This window comes from Limnospira sp. PMC 289.06 (assembly GCF_032350395.1).
GTDB classification, from domain to species: domain Bacteria; phylum Cyanobacteriota; class Cyanobacteriia; order Cyanobacteriales; family Microcoleaceae; genus Limnospira; species Limnospira platensis.
Map to the genome: position 1 here is coordinate 1 of NZ_JARPLC010000074.1, position 25727 is coordinate 25727.

Genomic DNA, 25727 nt, shown 5'->3' on the forward strand with positions numbered 1-25727 from the left:
CAGTGTTTGAGTTGTGGTTGGAGTTCATCTTAATTCCAACATTGAAGCCAGGTCAAACTCTAGTACTGGACAATGCAACGTTTCATAAAGGGGGGCGGCAGGCTGAACTGGTGGAGGCAGCTCAATGCCGTTTACTCTATCTTCGGCCTTATTCGCCAGACCTCAACAAGATAGAGAAATATTGGTCGTGGTTGAAAGCCCGCATTCGCCATTGCACGTGAGCAGTTTGATTCTCTCGATGATGCCATGGATTCTGTTCTCAAGGCTGCGTCCTAACCGTATTGACTAGTGCTCTAAAACGGCGCTTGATAACGCTAAAGCTGTATCCTTAACAATGGAGCAATCTGCGCGTGCGTCACATCATGAAGTTTTTCGTGTCTATGCCAATTATCGGGATGTGGAAGCACCACTAGAGCCGTATGAAGGGAAACTCTCACGTACGGTTTTGAAGGGGAGGGGGAGGTAGCAATATCTCTCTCGACCCCCAATCGATCGCCGCAGTGCTAATAAATAGGGAAACCCAAACCCAGAGTAAAAGTTGTGGAAGTTGGCGACTGATGCGGTTACGGGAGACAATGGCAACTAGGGTAATCATTGCCAGAATTAGGGCTCTGACTAGGAGAGGTTGGCCTGTCGTGGTGGGGTCAAAGACAATAGCCAGGACGTAACCCAAGACGACTAATTGGCGCTCAGGCGCGCCCGGCGGAAGTGATTAGCTTGAATTCTAAGCCTAATCCCCCAGATACTGATAGACCAATGGCGATCGCCATAAGTCCGAATATTAGCACTAAGTCTGTAAAATCTAAGGAAATCAACAAATTATCAGCAAACCCTGGGAAAAACTCATTTTAGTATAGTGTGGTGTGAGAAGCGCGTGAACCTAATTCCTGCCCTTGATTTAACCCAACAGTATCAAATGATCAGCGATCGCCTTAGTCGGGAGGTACTGGACTTGCTGGCTAGTGGTCGCTACATTGGTGGCTACGCTGTGGACAGTTTTGAGGAAAAGTTTGCCGAGTATATCGGCGTTTCTGAGTTGGTCAGTTGCAACTCTGGTACTGATGCCCTATTTTTGGCTTTGCGGGCTTTAGAAATCGGCCCCGGCGATGAGGTGATTACCACTTGTTTTTCCTTTATTGCTACCTCTGAGGTGATTAGTGCCGTGGGAGCCACCCCGGTATTTGTGGATATTGACCCGGATACGTTCAACTTAGATATTAGTCAAATTGAGGCGGCGATTACTGCCAAAACCCGTGCTATCCTTCCGGTGCATTTGTTTGGTCGCCCTGTGGACATGACCGCATTAATGGCGGTAGCGCGGTCTCATAATTTGGCGGTGATTGAAGATTGCGCCCAAGCTACCGGAGCCAGTTGGGGTGATGCTAAGGTGGGTAGTATGGGATATCTGGGCTGTTTTAGCTTTTTTCCGACTAAGAATTTAGGGGCTTGTGGAGATGGAGGGGCGATCGCAACTAATAATCGTGATCTGGCGGGTGTGTTGCGGGTGCTGAAAAATCACGGTCAGCCTGAGCGATATAATTCCGAACTGTTGGGGATTAATAGTCGTCTTGATGCCCTACAAGGGGTGATTTTAAGCATTAAATTAGAGTATCTGGCGCGCTGGAATCAACAGAGAAAGGCGATCGCTTCTCGATATACTCAGGGACTTGAGGGGATACCCGGTTTAATTGTCCCAGCAGAAACTGCAGGCGGCGAGACCGTTTGGAATCAGTACACTATCAGATATGTGAATAATAATAGGGACTCGTCAGGACGCGATCGCCTGCGAGAACAACTCCAGAGCCTTGGAGTTAGCACTAACGTATACTACCCCATACCCCTCCATCTACAGGGGGTTCATCGCGATTTAGGCTATGGCTGCGGTGATTTTCCGGTAGCAGAACAGGTCAGCCACCAAGTTTTGTCTTTGCCGATGTTCCCGGAACTTTCCACCGAACAACAAGACCGGGTAATCTATGCTGTCAAAGATTGCCTAAAATTGGGGGCTATAGGTTGACCGGGTGAGTGTTGTATGTCGTTTTGTATATTATAGTTAACATAACGATAAAAAATCATCAATTCACCCTGGGGATCTATGTATCCCCCCCTTGGTTGCAGGTAACTAGGCAATCAGTTGACCAAACTTAGGAATATGAAGAGGAAATAAAAGGAGTGAACCCCTACCAAAATAGCGATCGCCGAGTTTACGATCCTCAAGCCATTGCTCAATATTATCGCCGTCGGCTGTGGAAGGCCATCTGGCGCGTGATCACGGTTATATGGTTTTTTTCAGGGTTCATTATTGGTCTACTGTGGGATCAATGGCGACATCGGAATGTTACCGAAACCCCGAAACGAGCCGCCCAACTGCGTAATATTCTCACCCGCCTCGGTCCCACCTATATTAAAGTAGGTCAAGCATTATCAACCCGTCCTGACCTCATTCGCAAGGACTTTTTAGAAGAATTAACCAAACTTCAAGATCAGTTACCCCCTTTTGATACTAAGATCGCCATGGCGATCATCGAGAAAGAACTCGATCGCGATTTAGATAGTGTTTTCCGAGAAATTTCCCCTGAACCCGTAGCCGCCGCCAGTTTGGGTCAGGTCTATAAGGCACAACTTTTGACAGGGGAAGAGGTCGCCGTTAAGGTGCAAAGACCATTCCTGTTACCAACTCTCACCCTGGATCTGTATTTAATGCGTTGGGCGGCGGGTTGGTTGTCTCCCATTTTACCGCTGAATTTGGGTCATGATTTAACCCTAATTGTCGATGAATTTGGGTTCAAATTATTTGAGGAAATCGACTATATTAATGAGGGTCGAAATGCTGAAAGGTTTGCCACCTATTTTGATGATGATCCAACGGTCAAAGTTCCCTCAATCTATTGGAAATATACCAGCCATCAGGTGTTAGTCTTAGAATGGATTAACGGCTTGAAGTTGACCGATATTAAAAGTGTCCAAGCGGCGGGTTTGGATCTGAGTAAAATGATTTTTGTCGGTGTGACAAGTGGCTTGCGACAACTGCTAGAGTTCGGTTTTTTCCATGCTGACCCCCACCCCGGAAATCTGTTTGCTATGCCTGATGGTCGCATGGCATTTATTGATTTTGGCATGATGGATCAGTTAAGCCAGGAAACTAAGGAAACTCTGGTTGATTCCGTAGTTCATTTAATCAATAAAGACTATAAGGAGTTGGCGGAAGATTTTGTCAGGTTGGGATTTTTAGCACCTAATACTAATATGGCTCCCATTATTCCGGCTTTAGAGGCGGTTATGGGGGATATTATTGGGGAGAGTGTTAAGGATTTTAACTTTAAAACTATTACCGATAGTTTCTCGGAATTGATGTATGATTACCCCTTCCGGGTTCCGGCAAAATTTGCCCTGATTATTCGGTCTCTAGTAACTCAGGAAGGAATTGCCCTCAGTCTCGACCCGGATTTTAAAATCGTTGAGGTAGCTTATCCCTATGTGGCGCGTCGCCTGTTGAAGGGAGAAACTCCGGCTTTGCGACGACGGTTGATTGAGGTGTTATTTAAAGATGGCCGCTTCCAGTGGCATCGTCTGGAAAATATGATTACGATCGCTCAAACTGACGGCAATTTTGATATTCTCCCCACCGCACAGCTAGGTTTACAATATCTGTTTTCAGAGGAGGGTAGTTTTCTCCGTCGTCAAATTGTGATGGCGTTGACAGAAGACGATCGCCTACATACCGCTGAAGTCCAACGACTCTGGGGTTTAATTCAGGATGACCTCAAACCGAGTCGCTTATTTGATGTAGCATTGGGGGCAATAACTGAGTTTTCTACCTCCCAAGTGGCTGCTATGAGAATGCAATAAATATCGCTATTCAGCAGATCATCACAATTCCCTTGTTAGGGATGCTTGAATATAAGACCCAAATCTAAGTATTTGGGTCTTATATTCGTTATGATATGTAAAGTGTGATTATATATCAAATTACCCTTGCTCAATTATTCTGCCTTGGCATGAATTTTCCTGAAGCCTTAAAACTTATAGAAGAAGTATTCCTGGGGCGATCGCTTTCCCCCATTGAGCATTTAATTTTATCTGAATCATGGGTCGGTAAGACCTACAGTGAAATTTCCCAAAAATCTGCATACGCTAATGATTATGTTAAAGAAGTTGGTGGACGATTATGGCAGGAACTCTCCGAGGCTATGGGGACAAAAGTTAGCAAAAAAAATCTAAAACTTGTCCTTAAATCTCGCCAGCAGATACCATTAACTGCCCCCCCTGTTCAGAAATTAGCAACTTTTGCAGGTAATTCATTCAATCCTAATGATGGCAGTAATATCGAACTCCCAGGGAGCCCAATTGCCATTAACTCTCCCTTTTATATAGAACGTCCACCCATTGAAGATATAGGCTATAATGAACTGCAACAACCGGGTTGTGTCGTGAGGATTAAAGCACCTCGGAAAATGGGTAAAAGTTCCCTACTTAATAGGATGTTAACCCAAGCAGTTGATTGGGGATATAGTACAGTTTATCTGAATTTTTTGGAAGTAGACGCTGATACTTTTAATTCCCTAGAACAACTGGTCAGATGGTTTTGTGCTAATGCGAGTAAGCAGTTAAAGATACCACCGAAACTAGATGAATATTGGGATATAGATTTAGGGACTAAAGTTTCCTGTCGGCTGTATTTTGAGGAATATCTATTCATCACTAAAGACACCCCGATTGTGATTGCTATGAATGAGGTTAACCGCCTGTTTGAGTATCCGGTTATTGCTAGTGATTTTTTGCCTATGTTGCGATCGTGGCACGAACTATCTAAACATAATCAACTCTGGAAAAATTTGCGCTTAATTGTAGTTCATAGCACCGAAGTTTATGTACCTTTACAGTTACATCAATCCCCTTTTAATGTGGGTTTGGTGTTAAAACTACCCCAATTTACACCGCCACAAGTGCAAGTTCTGGCTTTAAGATATGAGTTAAGTTGGGCGGCGGGGGAGAGTGGACTTAAACGGCTAGAAGGCTTAATCTCTATGGTGGGTGGACATCCTTATCTGGTACAACTGGCTTTTTATACTATTAGTAAATCAGGGATTTCTCTGGAAAATTTAATCAAAAATGCCCGGCAACCTGATGGAATTTATAGTTCCCATTTGCGGGATTTATTAGTAACAATTCAACAAGATTCGTCTTTGTATCTGGCTTTAAATAAAGTCTTAAAATCCGATAAGGGTGTACCTTTAGAGGCGATTACTGCTTATAAATTAGAAAGTCTAGGATTAATTAACTTTGAGGATAACCTAGCTAAAATTGGCTGTGATTTATATCGGCTATATTTTTTAGAACAGTTATCAAACCGCCCCCCAGCAAAAACTGAGGGGTGATGATATGGTGAAATTATTATCCAAGAATCATATCCTAGAATGAACTAGAATAAACTATGTTCTGGGACGTAGGAAGTAATCGCTTTCATGTACTGGGCGCGTTCATAGGCTGACTCATCATCACAATGGCGCTGAGACATAGAACCCTGCATCTGTTTAACAGACTCATACTCATGTTCTTCCATCCAGTGTTTCATCTCATCTTCCATCACTTGAATGTAACCGATACCATGGCGCAATAAAGCGGAACAAACATGAGTTACCTTAGCCCCCGCCATCAACATTTTAATAGCATCGTGACCGCGTGCGACACCGCTAGTCGAGGCTAAATCGGCATTAATCCGACCATAAAGAATAGCAATCCAGCGCATAGGTAGGCGCATATCGTGGGGAGAACTCAAAACGGAACTCACCTCAATTTCTAGTTCTTCTGGGTTAATATCTGGCTGTATGAAGCGGTTAAATAAAGCGAGTCCATCGACTCCGGCTTCATCTAAACGTTTCGCCATATTTGCCATATTACTAAAGAAGGGACTAAGTTTCATAGCCACAGGAATAGTGACCTCTGCTTTAACTTCCCGGAGAGTAGTGATATAGTTTTCCTCAACCTGAGCCCCACTCATATCAAAGTCGGTGGGGACATAATAAATATTCAACTCGATCGCATCTGCACCAGCTTCCTGCATGAGTTTGGAATATTCCACCCAACCACCGGAGGAGAAACCATTTAAACTGGCAATAATGGGAATATCAACCAATTCCTTAGCCAAGCGAATATGCTCAAGATAAAGTTCTGGTCCGACGTGATATTCTTCGGGTTCAGGAAAATAAGTTAAAGCCTCAGCAAAACTATTAGTTCCATATTCCAAATGGTGATTAAGTTCAAATTTTTCTCGCAGTAACTGTTCTTCAAATAGGGAGTGTAAAATCACCGCTGATGCGCCCGCATCTTCCATACGCCGAATATTATCGACATCTTCTGATAAAACGGCGGCGGCGGAAGGGACAATGGGAGTCCTCAAATTCAATCCCAAATAGGTCGTACTCAAATCCATAATATCGATTCCTTATGAAAAGTGGATAGGAACAGCGAAAAGTTCTAGGAGTCCGGTTTGTAGGGGCGAAAAATAGGCACGCCCCCACACTAGGAACCGGACTAGGAGTTTCTGTCTACCATCGGTTTAGGAGCTTCACTCTTTGTCACCAGAGGTGTCTGTATTGGGTTTATTACCTTCGTCATTCAAGGGACGCGCCGCCAGATACTCATACATTTGCCAACGGGTGTCAACGTCTTTCTGGGCTTCTTTCAGCAAGCGTTTGGCATCAACGGGCTTAGTTTTGGTGAGCATTTTAAAGCGGTTTTCGGCGTACATGGATTGTTCGATGGATTTTTTAGGCGATCGCGAATCCAAAAGTAGGGGATTTTTACCTTCCGCTTTCAGGTCAGGATGATAACGATAAAGCAACCAACGACCACTTTCGACAATTGCTTTTTGGTGACTCATAGCCGTGGTCATATTAATACCGTGGGCGATACAGTGACTGTAGGCAATAATCAAGGAAGGGCCGTCATAGGCTTCGGCTTCCAGGAAGACTTTAAGGGTGTGTTCATCCCGCGCCCCCATAGCCACAGAAGCGACATAAACGTTACCGTAGGTCATAGCAATCAAACCCAAGTCTTTCTTAGGTGAAGGCTTACCACCAGCAGCAAATTTAGCGACCGCGCCGCGAGGAGTAGCTTTAGAAGACTGACCACCAGTATTAGAGTAGACCTCAGTATCCATGACCAGGATATTGACGTTGCGACCACTAGCAATGACATGATCTAAACCGCCATAGCCGATATCATAGGCCCAACCATCGCCACCGAGTATCCAGACAGATTTTTTGACGAGGTAATCAGCCAGACTGAGTAACTGTTTGGCGTTGGTATCATCAGACCCTTGCAATTTTTGCTTAACCTGGGCGACGAGTTCCCGTTGTTCCCAAATATCAGCCTCGGATTTTTGGGGGTTATTGATAATTTTGGCTACCAGTTCATCGCCGACAATGCCGCCTAATGTCTGCAACAATTCACAGGCGAAAGCGGTATGTTTATCAATGGACAGACGGAAGCCTAGACCAAATTCGGCGTTATCTTCAAATAGGCTATTAGACCAACTAGGGCCGCGACCTTCGGCATTTTGCGCCCAGGGTGTAGTTGGTAAGTTACCGCCATAGATAGAAGAACAGCCGGTGGCGTTAGCGACAACCATACGATCGCCAAATAGTTGGGTTGCTAACTTGATATAGGGAGTTTCGCCACAACCCGCACAAGCGCCAGAGAACTCAAACAGGGGTTCTTGCCATTGTTGTTGTTTAATCATATCCGATCGCAAATTACGGCGATCGGGGTTAGGCAAGTTGAGGAAAAATTCCCAGTTATCCCGTTCGGTGGCTCGTATGGGTGGCTGATACTCCATGTTAATCGCCTTTTTGGAGGGCATGGATTTATTTTTCGCCGGACAGACATCGACACAGATACCGCAACCTGTACAGTCTTCTGGAGATACTTGGATGGTGAATTTTTGCCCTTCAAAGGCTTTATCACGGACAGCAGTGGTTTTGAAGGTTTCCGGCGCACCATTTAGGGCGCTTTCATCGTAGGCTTTACCACGAATTACGGCATGGGGGCAGACCATGATACATTTACCACACTGCACACACACATCAGCATCCCAAACGGGGATTTCTTGGGCGACGTTGCGTTTCTCCCATTTTGATGTACCTGTGGGATAGGTTCCGTCACAGGGTAGTTGACTGACGGAGAGTTGGTCGCCTTTGCGCGCTAACATCATCCCTTCGACTTCCCGGACAAAATCAGGGGCGTTAGCAGGGACTGGCGACGCTATGCGTACGTGGCTATTGGCTTCGCCGATATTGACTTCAAAGAGGTTATCGAGGGTATTGTCTACGGCTTGGAGGTTCATGCGGACAATGGCTGAACCTTTTTTACCATAGGTTTTTTCGATCGCTTTTTTAATTTTGGCGATCGCCTCATCTTTGGGTAGAACTCCCGCCAAAGCGAAGAAACAGACCTGCATCACCGTATTGATACGGCTACCCATTCCACTGTCACGGGCTACTTTATTAGCATCGATGACATAGAGTTTGAGATTTTTGCGGACAATTTGTTCTTGAATTTCAATGGGTAGGTAATTCCAGACTTCATCAGGTCCGTAGGGGCTATTCAGCAGGAAGGTCGCCCCATTGGTGGCGGCATCAACTACATTGAGTTTTTCTAGGAAGTTCCACTGGTGACAGCCGATAAAGTTGGATTTTTCGATTAAATAGGGGGAGCGGATTAAGTTAGGACCGAAGCGCAGGTGAGATACGGTGACAGCGCCGGATTTTTTAGAGTCGTAGACGAAGTAACCCTGGGCGTAGTTGCTGGTTTCGTCTCCGATAATTTTAATGGAGTTTTTGTTAGCCCCTACAGTACCATCAGACCCTAGACCATAGAACATGGCGCGGATGACGTTATCGGGTTCGGTGGAAAATTCCGGGTCAAAGGGTAGGGAGGTGTGGGTGAGGTCATCGTTAATACCGATGGTAAAGTGATTTTTGGGTTTGTCGAGTTGCAGGTTATCAAAAACGGCTTTTACCATAGCCGGGTTAAATTCTTTGGAGGATAACCCATAACGACCGCCGACAATTTTGGGGGCGAGTCCTTCCCAGCTTTCACTTATGGCGGTGACGACATCTAAATATAGGGGTTCGCCACTAGAACCGGGTTCTTTGGTGCGGTCTAAAACGGCGATCGCTTTGGCGGTTTTTGGTACAGCGCCAATAAAGGCGTTAGCATCCCAGGGTCGATACAGACGGACTTTCAGGACTCCGACTTTTTCTCCCTGCGCGGTCAGATAATCTACGGTTTCGTGGACGGTTTCACAGCCCGAACCCATTAATATAATGATGCGATCGGCATCCGGTGCGCCATGATATTCAAATAGTTTATAGTGCCGTCCCGTCAACTCCCCGAATTTGTCCATGGCTTTTTGCACCATTTCTGGACAGGCGTTATAGAAGGGGTTGACGCTTTCCCTCGCTTGGAAGTAAACATCAGGGTTTTGGGCGGTTCCTCGTAAAGCAGGGCGATCGGGTGTTAGTCCCCGGGCGCGGTGTGCATAAATGTCCTCATCATCTATCATCGCCCGCAGGTCGCTTTCTTCGAGGAGTTCGATTTTCTGCACTTCGTGGGAGGTGCGGAATCCATCAAAAAAGTGGATAAATGGAATCCTTGATTTCAGGGTACTTGCTTGGGCGACTAGGGCTAAATCATGGGCTTCCTGGACTGAGGCTGAACATAATAATCCGCAACCAGTAGCCCGCACTGCCATTACGTCACTGTGATCGCCGAAAATAGACAAGGCTTGGGCGGCGATCGACCTGGCGGCCACATGGAGAACCGCACAGGTTAGTTCCCCGGCGATTTTGTACAGGTTCGGAATCATTAATAATAATCCCTGGGATGCTGTAAATGTCGTGGTTAATGACCCTCCCTGTAGGGAACCATGAACAGCCCCCGCCGCGCCTCCTTCGCTTTGCATTTCTACTACTGCGGGAACAGTTCCCCAAATGTTGGGTTGTCCTTCTGATGTCCAAGCATCCGCCCATTCTCCCATGGGTGATGATGGAGTGATGGGATAAATGGCAATAACTTCATTGAGACGAAAAGCCACACGGGCTACGGCTTCGTTCCCGTCTAGGGTGGCATACTGTCTGGTATTCATACTTGAAATCCTCTCATTTACTTGGGATTTAACCCAGTTTTAAAACCTGCGGAATTAACCGCGTTGATGGCTGTGATCGGACAACCATTGACGAGCTGATCTGAGGCGATCGCATTATTTACCTTGGCCCTGTCCTTGACAGTTCTCTTTACCAAGCGATCGCCCTAAATTGTGTCATTCAACAAAAAAAAATTGGGTCGATAATTTACCTAGATTTTGACAACAATACCTCTGCGCCGGCTGTCTGATTCAAAGGTTCCTTTCCCCTGAGTCAGATCACAATCTTTAAATCTTTGTTAAGGGTTTTTGGAACTTGACTGCCTCCTACCTTACCCTATTTATTATCCTATAGGAAGCTGTAAATATAAATCAGGTCTTAACAAATTTTAACCCAATTTCACCATCTGTTGTAAATCTGCTAAGGTTTGTAAAGCGTCCTCTGGTTCTACCCGACTCAGAGCAAAACCAACATGAACCAAAACATAATCACCCACTTGGGCTTCAGGAACATAAGCCAGACTCACCTCTTTAATTACCCCGCCAAAGCTGACGCGACCTTTTTTTAATAAAGGATCATCTCCCGATATACTCACGAGTTTTCCCGGAACTGCTAGACACATATATTTCATCCCTTGAATGATAATTATTCTCATTTAGGTTGCCAATAGCAACCCCGAGGCTATCTCTAGGCTCTGTGGTAGTTTGATGACAGGCTAACTAAGCATAATCACTGTTAGCAGACCCACCAGCAGAGGCAGAAATTCTTTTAATTATCTTAATACTTTTTTCCGGGGTTTGCCGTTATACTTAACATTTAGAACAGAATGTTGTAATGTTCAACTAACGAAATATTTGGAGATAAACAACCCTACAGTTGTTTTGGGGATTTGTCCCAAAAATGTCCCCAAAATAGGATGAATTGTCATCAAAATAAAACATCAACCCTGTGGGGATCAACATTGATCGTATTTAATAGGGTTGAAATTCTGTAGAAATTACTGTAAAATCACTATGCCCGATTCCACAGAAACCGCCCCAAAATCTGCCAAAAGTAAAGCAGCGTCAAACCATCCCAGTGGCGATAAACGTTTCAAGGTACTGGATATCACCATGAAACGCAGCCAATATAGTCAGGATGCCCTAATCGAAGTGCTGCACAAAGCCCAGGAAGCATTTGGCTACTTAGAAGAAGACGTATTAATATACGTTGCGCGACAACTCCAACTCCCCCTGAGCCAAGTTTACGGAGTCGCCACCTTCTATCATCTATTTTCCCTAAAACCCAGTGGCGCTCATACCTGCGTGGTCTGTTTAGGGACAGCCTGCTATGTTAAAGGCAGTGGAGAAGTCCTAGCAGCCTTAGAAGAGAAAACCGGAATCAAGTCAGGGGAAACCACGCCCGACGGCCAGATATCTATTGTCACCGCCCGCTGTATCGGAGCCTGTGGTATTGCTCCGGCGGCTGTCTTTGATGGGAAAGTTGCAGGTCAGCAAACCCCAGAAATGGCGGTAGCACGACTGCAAAAGTGGCAGGGTTCAGCCGAGGCCTAAATGCCACTTATAACCCCAACTCCATTGAGAGAGGAGAACTAAAATATTATGGAATTGACTGAATTAGTCGAACTAGCCGAAAAGGAACGCAACAACCAAAAAAGTATCCGTATCCACTGCTGCACATCTACTGGTTGTCAAGCCTCTGAGTCCCTAGAAGTCAAAAAGGCGATGGAAGATGCGCTGAAAGAGTCAGGACTTGAGGCGGACGTGCAAATAGTCGGTGTAGGCTGTATGGGGTTTTGCGGACGCGGTCCCATGGTGGAAGTCGAACCTAACGGCATTCATTATGAAAAAGTCACCCCCGAAGATGCCCCATCTATTATCGAAGCGCTGAAAGGCGGGGAAGCGAAACCAGTTCAAGGTGATCCCAATCATCCCTTCTTTAGTCGCCAATTAAAAATCGTTCGGGAATTTAGCGGCAAAATTGACCCGGAGAAAATCGGGGAATATATTGCCGTGGGAGGCTACAGAGCCTTACATCATGCAATTTATGACCTGACTCCAGAAGAAGTAGTGGCAGAAATTACTAAATCTGGATTACGGGGACGGGGAGGGGCTGGCTATCCCACGGGGTTAAAGTGGGCGACTGTGGCTAAAATGCCCCCAGGACAAAAATATGTGATCTGTAACGCTGACGAGGGCGACCCGGGGGCGTTTATGGATCGTAGTGTCTTAGAAAGTGACCCTCACCGTATCCTGGAAGGAATGGCGATCGCTGGATATGCTGTAGGTGCAACCCAAGGCTATATCTACGTTCGGGCGGAATATCCCCTAGCGATCACTAGGCTACAGAAAGCCATTCAACAGGCTAAACGTCAGAGTATGTTAGGTAGCCGCATCTTTGGTTCCTCCATAAACTTTAATATTGATATTCGGGTTGGTGCGGGTGCTTTTGTTTGTGGCGAAGAAACGGCGCTGATTGCTTCTATTGGTGGCGGTCGCGGCAACCCCCGTCCTCGTCCTCCCTATCCCGCCGTTTCTGGGTTGTGGGACTGCCCAACCCTGATTAATAATGTGGAAACCTTGGGTAATATAGCCCCGATTATCCGCAACGGGGCGGACTGGTACAATCAAATTGGTACTGAAAAAAGCAAGGGTACTAAAATCTTCTCTCTGACGGGTAAAATCCGCAATAACGGCCTGATTGAAGTGCCTATGGGTATTACCCTACGCGAAATTGTGGAAGAGATGGGCGGCGGTATTCCGGGCGGTCTGCAAGTTAAAGCTGTGCAAACAGGGGGACCATCTGGCGGTTGTATCCCGGCTCAGTTTCTCGATACCCCAGTAGATTATGAATCTCTGACTAAATTGGGATCTATGATGGGATCTGGGGGCATGGTGGTGATGGATGAAAACACTAGCATGGTGCAGGTGGCTCAATTCTATATGGAATTTTGCCGGGGTGAAACCTGTGGTAAGTGTATCCCCTGCCGTGTGGGTACTGTGCAAATGTACCAGTTGCTTACGAAGTTACTCAATAAACAGGCTACCCCTGCTGATTTGGAAAAACTTAAACAGTTGTGCGACATGGTAAGGGCTACCAGTTTATGTGGCTTGGGAATGACAGCCCCTAACCCGGTTACCAGTACGTTGCAGTATTTCGAGAGTGAGTATTTGGAGTTGCTTCAAACTACTAACGCTAAGGTGGCGGTTCACTGATATTTCACATAGGGAAGCTAAACAGGAAACTAGGAAGCTCAATTAGGAGAAGGGATTGATGTTTTGTGAACAATGCGAACAAACTGCCAGCGGTCAAGGTTGCCACCAGTGGGGCGCTTGTGGTAAAGGACCGGATGTAAATGCGGTTCAAGACCTATTGATTTACTGTCTGCGGGGTATTGCGCCTGTGGCTTTGAAGGCTAAGGAATTGGGCATTGATACCCATGCTGTGGATGTGTTTTGCTGTGAGTCGATGTTCGCCACGATGACGAATGTTAACTTTAACCGTAAACGCTTTTACAGCTATATCCGTGAGGCGATCGCCCAACGGGAAAAACTCAAAACCGAAATTCAACAGATGAGCGATCGCCCCATCAGTTGGTCTGTAGCTGCTACCTATCAACCAGACTGGACTGATAGTTTAGTAGCCCAGGGGGAGGAAGTTTCCCGTAACTTTATTGCCGACTCTAGTCAAGACATCGATATCTTCTCCCTCAAACTTACCGTCCTCTACGGTTTGAAGGGCTTGGCTTCCTACAGTTTCCACGCCCAAGAACTTGGTCAGGAAGACGATCGCATTTATAGTTTCTGTCACCAAGCCCTCGCCGCCTTGGAAGAACCTAGTCTCGGTTTAGAAGATTGGGTTAATCTAGCCATGAAAGTCGGGGAAATGAACCTGTTGGCTATGGAACTTCTCGACGCGGGACACACTAACCATTATGGTCATCCTATCCCTACCGTTGTTCCCCTGAATGCAAAGGCCGGGAAAGCCATTTTGGTCTCTGGTCACGACATTAAACAACTCGAAGCCATCCTTCAACAAACAGCCAATACTGGTATTAATGTTTACACCCACGGCGAGTTACTACCCGCCCATGGCTACCCAGTCCTTAAACAAAAATATCCCCACCTTTACGGTCACTATGGCACAGCTTGGCAAAATCAAACCAAGGATTTCGCTAAGTTTCCCGGTGCGATCGTCATCACCACTAACTGTTTGATGCCTCCCCACGAACACTATGAGGATAAATTATTTACCCTCGGTCCGGTGGGATATCCTGACATCAACTATCTCGAAGATAGGGCAAATCTTACCCCAGATTTTAGCCCCGCCATTCACAAAGCCCTGGCTTTAGCTGGGTTTGCAGAAGATGAACCACCCCGTCAGGTAAAAACTGGCTTCGCCCGTAATGCGGTATTAAATGTTAGCGACCAGGTGATTGAGGCGGTTAAACAAGGCAAAATTCGCCATTTCTTCCTAGTCGGAGGTTGTGATGGGGCTAAACCCGATCGCAATTATTATACCGAATTTGTCGATCAGGTTCCGTCCGATTGTGTGGTGTTAACCCTCGCCTGTGGAAAATTCCGCTTTTTTGATAAGGAAATGGGGGAAATTGGTAACATTCCTCGACTGATGGATGTGGGACAGTGCAATGATGCCTATTCGGCTATTCAGATCGCCCTAGGACTCGCCCAAGCCTTTGATATCGGAGTTAATGAACTTCCTCTATCTATGATTTTGTCTTGGTATGAACAGAAGGCTGTGGCGGTTCTGCTGACACTATTATATTTGGGTATCAAAGATATCCGTTTGGGTCCGACTTTACCGGCTTTCATTTCCCCTAATGTCTTCGCTATCCTATCGGCAAAATACAACCTACAGGCTATTACCACTCCCGAAGCGGATTTAGCCGCCTGTTTGAAATAGAAATAACTGGGAAAATCGGGAATATACAATATTCCCGACTCCCGGTAAGATGTTCCCTTAATGAAAGGAGAAACTATGTCCGTTGTCACCTTAAAAATTGATGGCATTGATGTGGCGATCGAAGAAGGATCGAGCGTTTTAGAAGCCGCCAAAGAGGCGGGGGTGAGAATACCAACCCTCTGCCATGTAGATGGTCTTTCTGATGTGGGCGCTTGTCGTTTATGTCTGGTGGAAATTGCCGGAATTAATAAACTTTTGCCCTCCTGTGTAACTACGGTTGCGGAAGGGATGGAAGTTTGCACTAATAGCCCCCAGATTAAAGAATATCGCAAGATGGTTGTGGAAATGCTATTTGCAGAAGGCAACCATGTTTGTGCTGTTTGTGTGGCTAATGAAAACTGCGAATTGCAAGATGTCGCCGTTGAAGTAGGTATGGATCATAGCCGCTTTACCTACCGTTTCCCACAGCGAGAAGTTGATATTTCTCACCCTCAATTTGGTATTGATCATAACCGCTGTATTCTCTGTACTCGCTGTCAAAGAGTATGTGATGAAATCGAAGGCGCTCATGTTTGGGATGTGGCTTTTCGCGGCCCTGCTGCTAAAATGATTACCGGACTTAATCAACCTTGGGGGGCTGTGGATGCCTGTACTTCCTGCGGTAAATGTGTTGATGCTTGTCCGACGGGTTCCATTTTCCGTAAAGGTGCGACGGTGGCTGAAATGACTCGCGATCGCGCTAAATTAGAATTCTTAGTTAATGCACGGGAGAAACACGAATGGAAAAGATAAGATTTGCTACGGTTTGGTTAGCTGGATGTTCGGGTTGTCATATGTCTTTTTTAGACCTGGATGAATGGCTGATTGAACTATCAGAAAAAGTCGAGGTTGTTTACTCCCCGGTGGGTTGTGACCTGAAAGAATATCCCGAAAATGTTGATGTTTGTTTGGTCGAAGGTGGTATCGCTAACGAAGATAACCTGGAACTAATTAAACAAGTGCGATCGCGCACCAAACTCTTGATTTCTTTTGGAGATTGTGCTGTCACTGCGAATGTTCCCGCCATGCGGAATATGTTGGGTAGCACCGATCATGTACTCAAACGCTGCTATTTGGAACTAGGGGATTTTACCCCACAACTTCCCAGAGAACCCGGTATTGTTCCCGAATTGCTTGAGCGTGTTAGTCCAGTGCATGAAGTCGTAGATGTTGATATTTTTATGCCGGGATGTCCCCCTAGTTCCGATCGCATTAAGGCTACCCTCGCGCCTTTGGTGGAAGGGAAAATGCCGAAAATGGAAGGGCGGGAAATGATTAAATTTGGCTAAGGCTACCCTGTTGTTGACTGACTATAAAATTAATGGTTAGCCCGCAATTATCTGGTTAATTATTGATTGTTGATTCCCTGGAGAGGTGATTTGATACTATGGCTAAGACAGTTGTTATTGATCCAGTGACCCGCATTGAGGGTCATGCCAAAATATCCATATATTTGGATGATGCGGGAGAGGTGGAAGATGCCCGATTTCATGTAGTAGAATTTCGGGGTTTTGAAAAGTTCTGCGAAGGACGACCGATGTTTGAAATGGCCGGAATTACTGCCCGTATTTGCGGGATTTGTCCGGTTAGTCACCTCTTAGCAGCGGCTAAAACGGGGGATAAAATTCTGGCGGTACAAGTGCCACCAGCCGGGGAAAAATTGCGGCGGATGATGAATTTAGCCCAGTTAACTCAGTCCCATGCTTTAAGTTTTTTCCACCTCAGTAGCCCTGATTTTCTGTTAGGTTGGGATAGTGACCCCGCCAAAAGAAATGTATTTGGATTAATTGCGGCTGATCCAGATTTGGCTAGGGCGGGTATTCGTCTACGCCAGTTTGGTCAGACGGTAATTGAACTATTGGGGGCGCGGAAAATTCACGCGGCTTGGGCGGTTCCGGGAGGGGTGCGATCGCCTCTTTCTCAGGAAGGTTTGGAATGGATAAAAGACCGCCTACCAGAAGCCCGCCAAACTACCGAATTAGCTTTAAATTTATTAAAGCGTCTCCTCGATAGTGACTTGGCTTCTGAGGTCGATATATTTGGTAAATTCCCCTCTCTATTTATGGGTTTAGTGGCTCCTAATGGTAATTGGGAACACTATGGCGGACATCTGCGCTTTATTGATAGTGATGGTAATATTGTCGCTGATGGTTTGAGTGAGGATAATTACCAAGACTATTTGGGTGAGGCTGTGGAAAATTGGTCTTATCTCAAATTCCCCTATTATAAACCTCTGGGATATCCTGATGGTATTTATCGGGTTGGACCTTTGGCGCGGCTGAATGTCTGTGATCAAATTGGAACACCCGATGCTGATCGGGAATTGCGGGAATTTCGCGATCGCGCTGGTAGTCGGGTTGCTACTTCTTCCTTCTTCTACCATTACGCCCGTTTAGTGGAAATTATGGCTTGTATTGAGGCGATCGAGGCTTTGGTAGAAGACCCTGATATTACCTCCTCCCGCGTCCGTGCTGATGCCGGAATTAACAACTTGGAAGGGGTGGGAGTTAGTGAAGCCCCTCGCGGCACTCTATTTCACCATTATAAAGTCAATGAAAATGGCTTAATTCAAAAGGTGAATTTGATTATTGCTACCGGACAAAATAACTTGGCAATGAATAAAACTGTTACCCAAATTGCCAAGCATTATATCCATGGTAATGAAATCCCCGAAGGTTTGTTAAACCGAGTTGAAGCTGGTATTCGCTGTTTTGACCCTTGTTTAAGTTGTTCAACTCATGCTGTTGGTCAAATGCCACTACATATTGAGTTACTTAAACCTGATGGCACAATTGTTGATGAGGTTTATCGTAATTAAGTCCGATTAAACACAGAGGCAACCGCTGCTGGTTGCCTCCCAAACCAGCGGGATATTTATTGTTTAACTTGGGTAATAATTGATATGGCAAAACAAAACTTATACCTGTGTATGGGGTCTGCTTGTCACCAAATGGGCGTTTATGAAGTGTTGCCAAAACTTCAGGAATTAATCGCGGAATATAAACTAGAAAGCCGCATTGAACTTAAAGGTTCGTTTTGCTTGGAAACCTGTAGTTCCGGTATTGTCATGAAATACCAAGACCAACACTTTATTAATATCAGCCCGAAAAATATCGAAGATAAATTTATCGGTGAAATTTTGCCGATGATTCAGAATAGTAATTTACCCTTGAATTCATAATGCTAGAAAATCATGAGAATCCCCATTTATGGCGACTGCTTTGGGAATATGACCCTAACGGTTTAATTGCCGTGGATGTCTCCATGAATATTAAAGTTGTTAATCCGGCATTTTGTAACTTTTTTAAGGTCGAGGCTGCCGAGATTATTGGCACTCCCGCTTTTAATTTGTTGGGGAATGTAGACCGCTTCAAAAAAGTTTGGGAAAAAAACCAAATGATGCAGGGGATAGAGGTGGAATATGAGAATCATCATCTGTATTTAAAAGAGGTGATTTTTCCGATTAAAGATGAAAATATCATCGCCTGCATTATGACGGATATTACCTCGGAAATGCAGCGGAAAAAAGAAATCAATGATATCCGGGAACAAACCGTTAAAAAAGTTAACGAAGTGGTTGACAATCAAATGAAAGTTGCCCAAGAAATCGCTGGACTACTCGGAGAAACTACCGCCGAAACTAAGGTTAGTCTTCTCAAAATTATCCAGATGATTAACCAATAGCATATTTTTGTTTACCAAACCAAGTAGTTGAGTCGGCTTATGGGTCAAGATAACTTTTTTGATATTTGCGATCGCCACCTTAATAAAAAAGGCGAAGAACTCTGTGGCGACCAGGTTAAGTTTACCAAAACTGAAACTAAAAGCACCATCGTCCTCTCTGATGGTTTGGGAAGTGGGGTAAAAGCTAATATCCTAGCTACCCTGACTACGGAAATTTTAATCACTATGTTAAATGCTGATGTTCCCCTGGAGGAAGTCATCAAAACTGTGATCGGAACCCTGCCAATTTGTCAAGTTCGCCAAATTGCTTACGCTACATTTACCATTATTCAGATTGACCACCAAAGCAGTCATTTTAAGGTGATTAATTTTGATAACCCCCCTATATTTTATTTTAACAAAGGACGGGTAATTACACTAGATACTAAGACTGAAAAAATCCTCGGTAAAAAAATCATTTCCTCGGAAGGACAGCTACAAAGGGGAGACTTTCTAGGCGCTATTAGTGATGGGGTTCTTTATGCGGGTTTAGGGGATACCATGAATTTTGGGTGGGGGTGGGACAATATCGCTAAATACATGGAAAAAGTGTTTATGACTCAGGCGACTAACTCCCGTAGCATTATTGAACAGGTGATGGCGGAAACGCGATCGCTTTATCGAGATAACATCGGAGATGATGCTACCTTTGTTGGTATTTATGTCCGCAAACGTAACCCGGTCATGATTTTTACAGGACCCCCTTTAGATATTAACAAGGATGAGTTATATGCGGAACGTTTATTAACTTTTAAAGGTCGTAAAGTTATCTGTGGGGGTACAACAGGAAACCTGGTGGCGAATTATATGGGGGAAACTGTGGAAATGGATATTTCCACCATGCGAAAAGATTTACCCCCTATCGGTAAATTAAGCGAAATTGATTTGGTCACTGAGGGAATTTTGACGATTTCTAAAGCTACAGCAGTTCTCCGCCAGTGTAATTGTGATATTACCCGGCTTCCTTCTGACCAAAATGGTGCGGTACTTCTGGCGCGAGAAATTTTAGAGGCTGATTCTATTTTCCTTTTGGTTGGTCAACAGATTAATGAGTTTTACCAAAATCCTCTGCTTCCTAAAAATATCTCGATTCGACGCAGTTTAATTGAAGATTTGGTAAACTTACTCAAACAAAAGCAGAAAGAAGTTACCGTAGAATATTGTTAAATTCCCGGAGTACGGTATCAAAATTGGGTACTTTTAACAGATAATTACGGCTAACTGTACTACTAACATATACGATGGAAAATGTCAAGTCTTTTTTAATTATTGGCTATGGTAATCAGTTAAGGGGTGATGATGGCATTGGACAGGAGGTAGCCAGGCTGGTGGAAGAGTGGAAAAAACCTAATGTGCGATCGCTTTCAGTTCACCAATTAACCCCGGAAATAGCGGAAGAATTAACCCATTTTAACTATGGGATTTTCGTAGATGCTAGTATTACTGGGGAAGTGGTGGAAGTCTCACCCCTGACACCTGATGACTCAGAAACAGTAGTTAACTTTGGTCATTCTATCAATCCGCGATCGCTGCTTTCCTTAGCCAAAACTCTGTATGAATACACACCCCAAGCCTGGCTAGTAGCAGTCCCCGGCGATAACTTTGATTTAGGCGATCGTCTTTCTCCCACGGGAGAACAGGGAGTTAATGAGGCTTTAACGCAAATTAAAATGCTCATCGACACTTATAGCAATACCCGACAAAATGAGGACAGTAATTAAACCCTGAATATACAAATTATAAATTGTCTTTAAATCTGGTTAATGAACTGGCAAATACCAAATTTATCATCAGACAATTTCACCTGTCAGCCTCGATTTTTACCCACAGTTTAGGTGTTAGAAAATAGACTACTGGGGGATTTGAGCAAATACCCAAACAGTTTTTTAATAAATTTTCGGGTGGGTCGATAGCGCCACAAATCTTCGAGCAGCAAATTAATCTTAACATTGCCATAAATTAGGCATTGAGAGTCTTCATAAAACTTCTGCTGCATAAAAGTCATCGGGTCTGAATAAACATCATTAACAAGGAATGGTTTGATTCCCGCCCAATGAATCACACAAGCCTCTTTATGCCAGTCGCGATTCCCAATTTTTCCGTCCTCAAGGGGGAAACGTTGACGCATTTCTTCTTGGGAATAGTTCCACATCAAAACCTGCATTGGTGCAGTTTTCAGATGAATTTTGCCCTCATCTAATGCTCGAAAAATCATGAAATTTAATAGTCCTTGTTCGCCATATTTAAAAACATCAGGGTATCGATTCTTAAACTCCAACAGTTCGGCATATTCAGCCAAGCTAAAAATCCCCCTCTTGCCCCAAAATACCCCAGTGACAAAATAGGGTCGATCTTGATAATTAAAATCAGGGAAGTGCTTTTTCATCCCCTCCAAGTCAAAGAATAAACGCGAAATATCTTCAGCCTTCCAATCCTCCAAATTATGATCAATAATCATGTCATAATGTTCAAGATCCCCAAAATCTAGCACATCCCCCCAGATTATTGTATCCGCATCTAAAAACAGAAAATTCTGCCAAGGACTTTCCCAAAAGGCAATCATTTTAGTCAAGCCCCAACCAAAACTATTTTCCTTTAGAAACGGATGTTTGACCGTCTTTTGATTAATAATCTTAACACCGTAAGTTTTTTCTAAGCTGGTTGTATTAAAATCACCATCAACGATTAAACAGATAGGAACATCCCCGCCAAAGTAGCGAATACTAGCACAACATCCTGCCGCAAAGTGGTAGTCCTTAAAACAACAAGCAATGATAATCCCAAAGTCTTGAATCATGGTAAATAGTTTCTCATCGCAGATTATGGGGGATAGTATAGCATTTTAGGAAGGGTTGGAGAAGGTGCGATCGCTCTCTATTTTGACCTGTCGGCACTGCCTTTGAAACCACCAACGGTAGACTATCCAAGCCTTACCCAGTTGAATCGCTCGACTGCTGACACTCCATTGCCTCTCAATTCCGCTTCTGAAACATCCCATTTTCTACTATTAGAGGCAACCACCATAAATTTTTACATTTCTTAATCAAACTCCCGTCTTTTTCCGTTTTTTTCCGTCTTTTTCCGGCTTTCACATATTCGTATAGTTGGCTTATAATAACTATGAAATTCAATATATCCTCAAAACCAACCATGTGGCGATTCAGAATAGATACAAGCTGGGGAAATCAAGTTAATTAATCTGAATAATTAAGGAGAATTACATGAATTTTCAGCCCGGATATGCCGAAAACCCCGATCCTCGTTGTCCAGTTGTTTTGCTTCTGGACACATCAGGTTCAATGAGCGGTCAACCCATTGATCAATTAAATCAGGGATTAGTCACTTTTCAGCAAGAACTAAGCCAAGACAGCCTAGCTGCTCGGCGTGTACAAGTGGCAATTGTCACCTTTGATAGTTATGTAAATGTCGTTCAAGATTTTGTTGACTTTGATCAATTTAATCCTCCTCACCTGTCAACCACAGGTACAACGGCAATGGGCGAAGGTATTGGAACAGCGCTCAATCTGATCGAATCTCACAAGCAGCTTCTTAGAGCTAATGGTATTGATTATTATCGACCTTGGTTGTTAATGATTACAGATGGCGCACCTACTGATAGTTGGCAAAATGCCGCTCAAATGCTTCATCAATTTTATGCTAATAAAAAGGTGGTTTTTTTTGCCATTGCTGTTCAAGGTGCAGACATGAATACCCTGTCGCAAATCGTTCCCCCCGGATCTATACCTCCTCAACAGCTACAAGGATTAGCATTTAATCAGCTATTTACCTGGTTGTCTAGGTCAATGGGATCAGTATCTCGGAGTCAAGGTAGTGGCGCTCAAGTGGCTTTGCCAGACGCAAGCGGATGGGTAGTTGGCACTTAATTATCAATAGGATTTTATCATGCAGTGGCAAGCAATTGGGTGTAGTGAAATAGGCTCAGGACATATCAAAACAGGTATTCCGTGCCAGGATTTTTGCGGTCATCAAATCATCTCAAATAATCAGGTAACTATTGGCGCTGTTTCTGATGGAATGGGGAGTGCCGCCCATTCTGATTTGGGTGCAAAAATAGCAGTGCAAACAACCCTTAACTGTCTCAATCAACGGGATTGGTTAAATAATTCTATAAATGAGAGTCAAGCCCAAGCCTTTTTTGATGAATTATTGGAAACTGTAGTCAAAGAAATTCAAACTGTGGCTAAAAAAGAAGGCTACTCAGTTAGAGATATGGCTTGTACGCTATTGGCATTTATCGCCACACCTAATTGGCTTGTTGCTATGCAATGTGGTGATGGATTAATTGTAATCCGTCCCCAATCTTCTCAAAATTATCAACTTATATTCCAACCTCAAAAAGGAGAATATGCGAATGAGTATGTCCCGATAACTTCTGCTTCTGCTGATCAGTATATGCAAGTTAAAGTTATTGCTGAACCGATTGATTTTATTTGTGCAGCTACTGATGGCATAGAACATATTTCGTTGATTAAATCTAAACAATGGAAGGCTTATGATAAGTTTTTTGAGCCTGTGGAAACACAAATTATGCGTTCCCATAAAACAGAAGCGGAGAAAAAAAATATTGTCAGTGATTGGCTAAAATCTGATGACATAAATCAAAGAACTGATGATGACAAAACGGTATTACTTTGTATTCAAAATAGTCAAAATCATAACTCTTCATCAGGTCCCATTCAATCATCAAACATCCAACTCAATCCCTCCCCCTCCCCTTCTGCTATTTCTCAATCACCATCTACATCAAGAGATCCCATTGAATCTTTGGAAGATGATTCACTAAATAGCCAACCATCATATAATATTCAGCCAGAATTTGACAAAATCAAGGAAGACATTTATAAATTCACCCAGAATCAGTATCATAATATAGATATAAAATTAAGTTTTAAAAAAAGAATTTTAACAATCTCTGTCATATCCGACCAAAAAGTAGATCAAAAAAATTTCATTGATTTACTGCGACGAATTGACTTTAATGATTATGAATTGCCGATTAAAGAAGTAAACATCAATCATAGAGGTAATCGAAACCATCAATATTGGCAATATAAATTTAGTCTTGATTCTATACAACCTTGGGTAAACAAAATGTTATACATAATCCTAATAGTTATTTTAATGACATTAATCAGCCTTTTGATAAGTATTTTGTCTAATGGATTATTGATGCAAATATTAATGTATATTGTATACAGTTTAATCTTAATCATTAGTGTTGATATTTATGTAAATCAAAGTAGATAGTATTATGAAGTATCTCAAATCTGAAACAACCGGAGAGTTGGTTAGTCTTAACAAAGAAATTGCCAGAGGAGGAGAAGCAATAATTTATGAGACTAGCAAGGCTGGTTTTGTAGCCAAGATATATCTTAAGTCAGCACCCAGTGATACTTGGGATAAACTACGCTTAATGATTAGTAATTCTCCCCAGCAACCAGCTTTAAAAAATGGACATATCTCAATTGTTTGGCCGCAGTGTATTCTCACAGATAAAGGAATACCAAAAGGGTTTTTACTGCCTTATATTAGCAATACATTAGAATTTTCAGTTATATATCATCCTGCTGCTAGAAAACAAAACGCCCCGACTTTTAATTGGTTATACTTACACGCTACAGCTATGAATATTGCGGCTTGTATTTCGTCTATTCATGCCAAAAAATATGTCATAGGAGATATTAATGGTCAAAATATTTTGGTAAAACGAAATACTTATGTTTCTATCATAGACACCGATTCTTTTCAAGTAACAAATCCTCGCAATTCAAAAGTCTATCGTTGTAATGTCGGGGTGGAAGAATATACGCCACCGGAAATGTACGGAAAAAGCTTTCGCGATTTCGATAGGCACGAAGTACATGATCGCTTTGGATTAGCTATTCTAATTTGGCAGTTACTTTTTAACGATCACCCGTTTTCAGGTAAGTGGAATGGCTCTGGTGACCCTCCAAGTTTAGGAGAAAAAATTGCTCAAGGACACTGGGTCTATGGTAAAAGCTCTAAGGTTAAACCTAGTCCCATAACCATATCATTTGATGTGATACATCCTCAGCTACAAGCCTTATTTCGTCGCTGTTTTGATGATGGACATCGCAATCCTTATGCTCGACCTAGTGCATCGGAATGGCAAAATGCTTTAGAAGTGGCAATCAAGGATTTAAAACAATGTTCTGTGGCCGGAGAACAGCATTATTATGCTAGAACCTATGGCAGATGTTACTGGTGTGAACGGAAAGCTCAAATTGGGGTTGATATATTTGAAAATCCTGCCGGATCAGCTTCGCCTAATACCGGAAGTTCATCTTTACCTACTATTATCAAAAATTGCGCTAATTCTAATTTAAATAAACCTACTATTACTCCAAGTTATGGATCACCTAATGTCCCTCCAAGCCCATTGCCTAGGCCCATATCCATATCACCTTTAACTATCCTTCCTACACCACCTGCACCTACTAATCAATTTACCCCCAGCAAACCCACTCATCCATTTGTTCAATGGATACAATTAAAAGTTGCTCAATTTAAAGTATCAAAAACACAAAAGTGGATTGCTGTAGCCTTGTGTATTGTTAGTGCCTCTGTTTATTTCGGTTGGCAATCCCAAATTCAAAAAACAGCTTCGCAATCCTCTGCAAATCAAACGGCGGGGCTAAATTCAGATCCTAAACAAACAATTGTTAGGTATTATCAGTTAGCCACCAGTAACAGAAAAGAGGCTATCAAGTTACTCAGCGACCCTTGGCGACGAAGAGCCGCTCAAAGGGTTAAGGATAATTGGTGGGATTCTGTCCGAAAAGTTGAGGTTTATGCTTTCCAGACTTTTGCTAAAAATAATAGCAAAGCCAAAATTAAAGTGTGGTTGAAATA

General features: G+C 43.7%; 22 protein-coding genes and 1 pseudogene. 17 read left to right on the top strand and 6 right to left on the bottom strand.

The window, feature by feature from the left end; translation table 11 throughout:
- A pseudogene (locus P5674_RS15315) lies at nucleotides 1-276 on the top strand (transposase); the annotation flags it as partial.
- Nucleotides 277-433: 157 nt separating this feature from the next.
- Here P5674_RS15315 and P5674_RS15320 read toward each other — a convergent pair.
- Complete coding sequence (locus P5674_RS15320; RefSeq protein WP_006619180.1) at nucleotides 434-673, bottom strand: ABC transporter permease; 240 nt, start codon at nucleotides 671-673, stop codon at nucleotides 434-436.
- A gap of 16 nt (nucleotides 674-689) precedes the next feature.
- Complete coding sequence (locus tag P5674_RS15325) at nucleotides 690-818, bottom strand: ABC transporter permease (protein WP_148261875.1); 129 nt, start codon at nucleotides 816-818, stop codon at nucleotides 690-692.
- 56 nt (nucleotides 819-874) lie between these two features.
- On the opposite strand from P5674_RS15325, the gene P5674_RS15330 reads away from it, so the two are divergent.
- From P5674_RS15330 to P5674_RS15340, 3 genes are all read left to right on the top strand, one after another.
- Nucleotides 875-2017, top strand: coding sequence for a DegT/DnrJ/EryC1/StrS family aminotransferase (locus P5674_RS15330; protein ID WP_006619179.1), 1143 nt, complete (start codon nucleotides 875-877; stop codon nucleotides 2015-2017).
- A gap of 155 nt (nucleotides 2018-2172) precedes the next feature.
- Nucleotides 2173-3849, top strand: a complete 1677-nt coding sequence (locus tag P5674_RS15335; RefSeq protein WP_014276577.1) for an ABC1 kinase family protein — start codon at nucleotides 2173-2175, stop codon at nucleotides 3847-3849.
- A gap of 149 nt (nucleotides 3850-3998) precedes the next feature.
- The gene (locus P5674_RS15340) at nucleotides 3999-5378 is read left to right on the top strand and encodes an AAA-like domain-containing protein (RefSeq protein WP_014276576.1); all 1380 of its coding nucleotides are present in this window, start codon (nucleotides 3999-4001) and stop codon (nucleotides 5376-5378) included.
- A gap of 44 nt (nucleotides 5379-5422) precedes the next feature.
- Here the strand turns inward: P5674_RS15340 and P5674_RS15345 are convergent, their stop codons facing one another.
- The 3 genes from P5674_RS15345 to P5674_RS15355 all read right to left on the bottom strand — a co-directional run bounded on the left by P5674_RS15345 (nucleotide 5423) and on the right by P5674_RS15355 (nucleotide 10803).
- Nucleotides 5423-6433 carry a dihydroorotate dehydrogenase-like protein gene (locus P5674_RS15345; RefSeq protein ID WP_006619176.1) on the bottom strand — a complete coding sequence of 337 codons (1011 nt, stop codon included), beginning with the start codon at nucleotides 6431-6433 and terminating at the stop codon, nucleotides 5423-5425.
- Nucleotides 6434-6568: 135 nt separating this feature from the next.
- Nucleotides 6569-10150 carry a pyruvate:ferredoxin (flavodoxin) oxidoreductase gene (gene nifJ / locus P5674_RS15350; RefSeq protein WP_006619175.1) on the bottom strand — a complete coding sequence of 1194 codons (3582 nt, stop codon included), beginning with the start codon at nucleotides 10148-10150 and terminating at the stop codon, nucleotides 6569-6571.
- A gap of 386 nt (nucleotides 10151-10536) precedes the next feature.
- Nucleotides 10537-10803 carry a HypC/HybG/HupF family hydrogenase formation chaperone gene (locus P5674_RS15355; RefSeq protein ID WP_006619174.1) on the bottom strand — a complete coding sequence of 89 codons (267 nt, stop codon included), beginning with the start codon at nucleotides 10801-10803 and terminating at the stop codon, nucleotides 10537-10539.
- A 358-nt stretch (nucleotides 10804-11161) separates the two neighbouring features.
- On the opposite strand from P5674_RS15355, the gene hoxE reads away from it, so the two are divergent.
- From hoxE to P5674_RS15405, 10 genes are all read left to right on the top strand, one after another.
- Complete coding sequence (gene hoxE / locus P5674_RS15360; protein WP_006619173.1) at nucleotides 11162-11701, top strand: bidirectional hydrogenase complex protein HoxE; 540 nt, start codon at nucleotides 11162-11164, stop codon at nucleotides 11699-11701.
- Between the two features lie 48 nt (nucleotides 11702-11749).
- On the top strand, nucleotides 11750-13363 hold the full coding sequence (locus P5674_RS15365; RefSeq protein ID WP_315670080.1) for a NuoF family protein: 1614 nt from the start codon (nucleotides 11750-11752) through the stop codon (nucleotides 13361-13363).
- Between the two features lie 58 nt (nucleotides 13364-13421).
- Nucleotides 13422-15071, top strand: coding sequence for a hydroxylamine reductase (hcp, locus tag P5674_RS15370; RefSeq protein WP_315670081.1), 1650 nt, complete (start codon nucleotides 13422-13424; stop codon nucleotides 15069-15071).
- A gap of 75 nt (nucleotides 15072-15146) precedes the next feature.
- A complete protein-coding gene (gene hoxU, locus P5674_RS15375; RefSeq protein ID WP_006619170.1) occupies nucleotides 15147-15863 on the top strand; it encodes a bidirectional hydrogenase complex protein HoxU in 717 nt (238 codons plus the stop codon).
- The gene (locus P5674_RS15380; RefSeq protein ID WP_014276573.1) at nucleotides 15851-16399 is read left to right on the top strand and encodes a hydrogenase subunit of the bidirectional hydrogenase; all 549 of its coding nucleotides are present in this window, start codon (nucleotides 15851-15853) and stop codon (nucleotides 16397-16399) included. The genes hoxU and P5674_RS15380 overlap by 13 nt, the downstream gene beginning before the upstream one ends.
- A gap of 98 nt (nucleotides 16400-16497) precedes the next feature.
- Nucleotides 16498-17928: a Ni/Fe hydrogenase subunit alpha gene (locus tag P5674_RS15385; protein ID WP_014276572.1), complete on the top strand. Its 1431-nt coding sequence runs from the start codon at nucleotides 16498-16500 to the stop codon at nucleotides 17926-17928.
- Between the two features lie 84 nt (nucleotides 17929-18012).
- Nucleotides 18013-18291: a (2Fe-2S) ferredoxin domain-containing protein gene (locus P5674_RS15390; protein WP_006619167.1), complete on the top strand. Its 279-nt coding sequence runs from the start codon at nucleotides 18013-18015 to the stop codon at nucleotides 18289-18291.
- A complete protein-coding gene (locus P5674_RS15395; RefSeq protein WP_006619166.1) occupies nucleotides 18291-18794 on the top strand; it encodes a PAS domain-containing protein in 504 nt (167 codons plus the stop codon). The genes P5674_RS15390 and P5674_RS15395 overlap by 1 nt, the downstream gene beginning before the upstream one ends.
- Nucleotides 18795-18833: 39 nt before the next feature.
- Entirely contained in the window at nucleotides 18834-20000 is a 1167-nt protein-coding gene (locus P5674_RS15400) for a SpoIIE family protein phosphatase (protein ID WP_014276571.1), read from the top strand.
- Between the two features lie 74 nt (nucleotides 20001-20074).
- Complete coding sequence (locus P5674_RS15405; protein ID WP_014276570.1) at nucleotides 20075-20554, top strand: hydrogenase maturation protease; 480 nt, start codon at nucleotides 20075-20077, stop codon at nucleotides 20552-20554.
- 110 nt (nucleotides 20555-20664) lie between these two features.
- Here P5674_RS15405 and P5674_RS15410 read toward each other — a convergent pair whose 3' ends face one another.
- Nucleotides 20665-21630: a hypothetical protein gene (locus P5674_RS15410; protein WP_006619163.1), complete on the bottom strand. Its 966-nt coding sequence runs from the start codon at nucleotides 21628-21630 to the stop codon at nucleotides 20665-20667.
- 424 nt (nucleotides 21631-22054) lie between these two features.
- On the opposite strand from P5674_RS15410, the gene P5674_RS15415 reads away from it, so the two are divergent.
- From P5674_RS15415 to P5674_RS15425, 3 genes are all read left to right on the top strand, one after another.
- Complete coding sequence (locus P5674_RS15415; RefSeq protein WP_006619162.1) at nucleotides 22055-22717, top strand: vWA domain-containing protein; 663 nt, start codon at nucleotides 22055-22057, stop codon at nucleotides 22715-22717.
- Nucleotides 22718-22736: 19 nt separating this feature from the next.
- Nucleotides 22737-24101, top strand: a complete 1365-nt coding sequence (locus tag P5674_RS15420) for a PP2C family serine/threonine-protein phosphatase (RefSeq protein WP_006619161.1) — start codon at nucleotides 22737-22739, stop codon at nucleotides 24099-24101.
- Between the two features lie 4 nt (nucleotides 24102-24105).
- A partial coding sequence (locus P5674_RS15425) for a protein kinase domain-containing protein (RefSeq protein ID WP_315670082.1) occupies nucleotides 24106-25727 on the top strand: 1622 nt, incomplete at its 3' end.

Coding starts and splice junctions, on each gene's coding strand:
- P5674_RS15340 (WP_014276576.1), top strand. CDS start 3,999: ATGAATTTTCCTGAAGCCTTAAAACTTATAGAAGAAGTATTCCTGGGG.
- P5674_RS15345 (WP_006619176.1), bottom strand. CDS start 6,433: ATGGATTTGAGTACGACCTATTTGGGATTGAATTTGAGGACTCCCATT.
- nifJ (WP_006619175.1), bottom strand. CDS start 10,150: ATGAATACCAGACAGTATGCCACCCTAGACGGGAACGAAGCCGTAGCC.
- P5674_RS15355 (WP_006619174.1), bottom strand. CDS start 10,803: ATGAGAATAATTATCATTCAAGGGATGAAATATATGTGTCTAGCAGTT.
- hoxE (WP_006619173.1), top strand. CDS start 11,162: ATGCCCGATTCCACAGAAACCGCCCCAAAATCTGCCAAAAGTAAAGCA.
- P5674_RS15365 (WP_315670080.1), top strand. CDS start 11,750: ATGGAATTGACTGAATTAGTCGAACTAGCCGAAAAGGAACGCAACAAC.
- hcp (WP_315670081.1), top strand. CDS start 13,422: ATGTTTTGTGAACAATGCGAACAAACTGCCAGCGGTCAAGGTTGCCAC.
- hoxU (WP_006619170.1), top strand. CDS start 15,147: ATGTCCGTTGTCACCTTAAAAATTGATGGCATTGATGTGGCGATCGAA.
- P5674_RS15380 (WP_014276573.1), top strand. CDS start 15,851: ATGGAAAAGATAAGATTTGCTACGGTTTGGTTAGCTGGATGTTCGGGT.
- P5674_RS15385 (WP_014276572.1), top strand. CDS start 16,498: ATGGCTAAGACAGTTGTTATTGATCCAGTGACCCGCATTGAGGGTCAT.
- P5674_RS15390 (WP_006619167.1), top strand. CDS start 18,013: ATGGCAAAACAAAACTTATACCTGTGTATGGGGTCTGCTTGTCACCAA.
- P5674_RS15395 (WP_006619166.1), top strand. CDS start 18,291: ATGCTAGAAAATCATGAGAATCCCCATTTATGGCGACTGCTTTGGGAA.
- P5674_RS15400 (WP_014276571.1), top strand. CDS start 18,834: ATGGGTCAAGATAACTTTTTTGATATTTGCGATCGCCACCTTAATAAA.
- P5674_RS15405 (WP_014276570.1), top strand. CDS start 20,075: ATGGAAAATGTCAAGTCTTTTTTAATTATTGGCTATGGTAATCAGTTA.
- P5674_RS15410 (WP_006619163.1), bottom strand. CDS start 21,630: ATGATTCAAGACTTTGGGATTATCATTGCTTGTTGTTTTAAGGACTAC.
- P5674_RS15415 (WP_006619162.1), top strand. CDS start 22,055: ATGAATTTTCAGCCCGGATATGCCGAAAACCCCGATCCTCGTTGTCCA.
- P5674_RS15420 (WP_006619161.1), top strand. CDS start 22,737: ATGCAGTGGCAAGCAATTGGGTGTAGTGAAATAGGCTCAGGACATATC.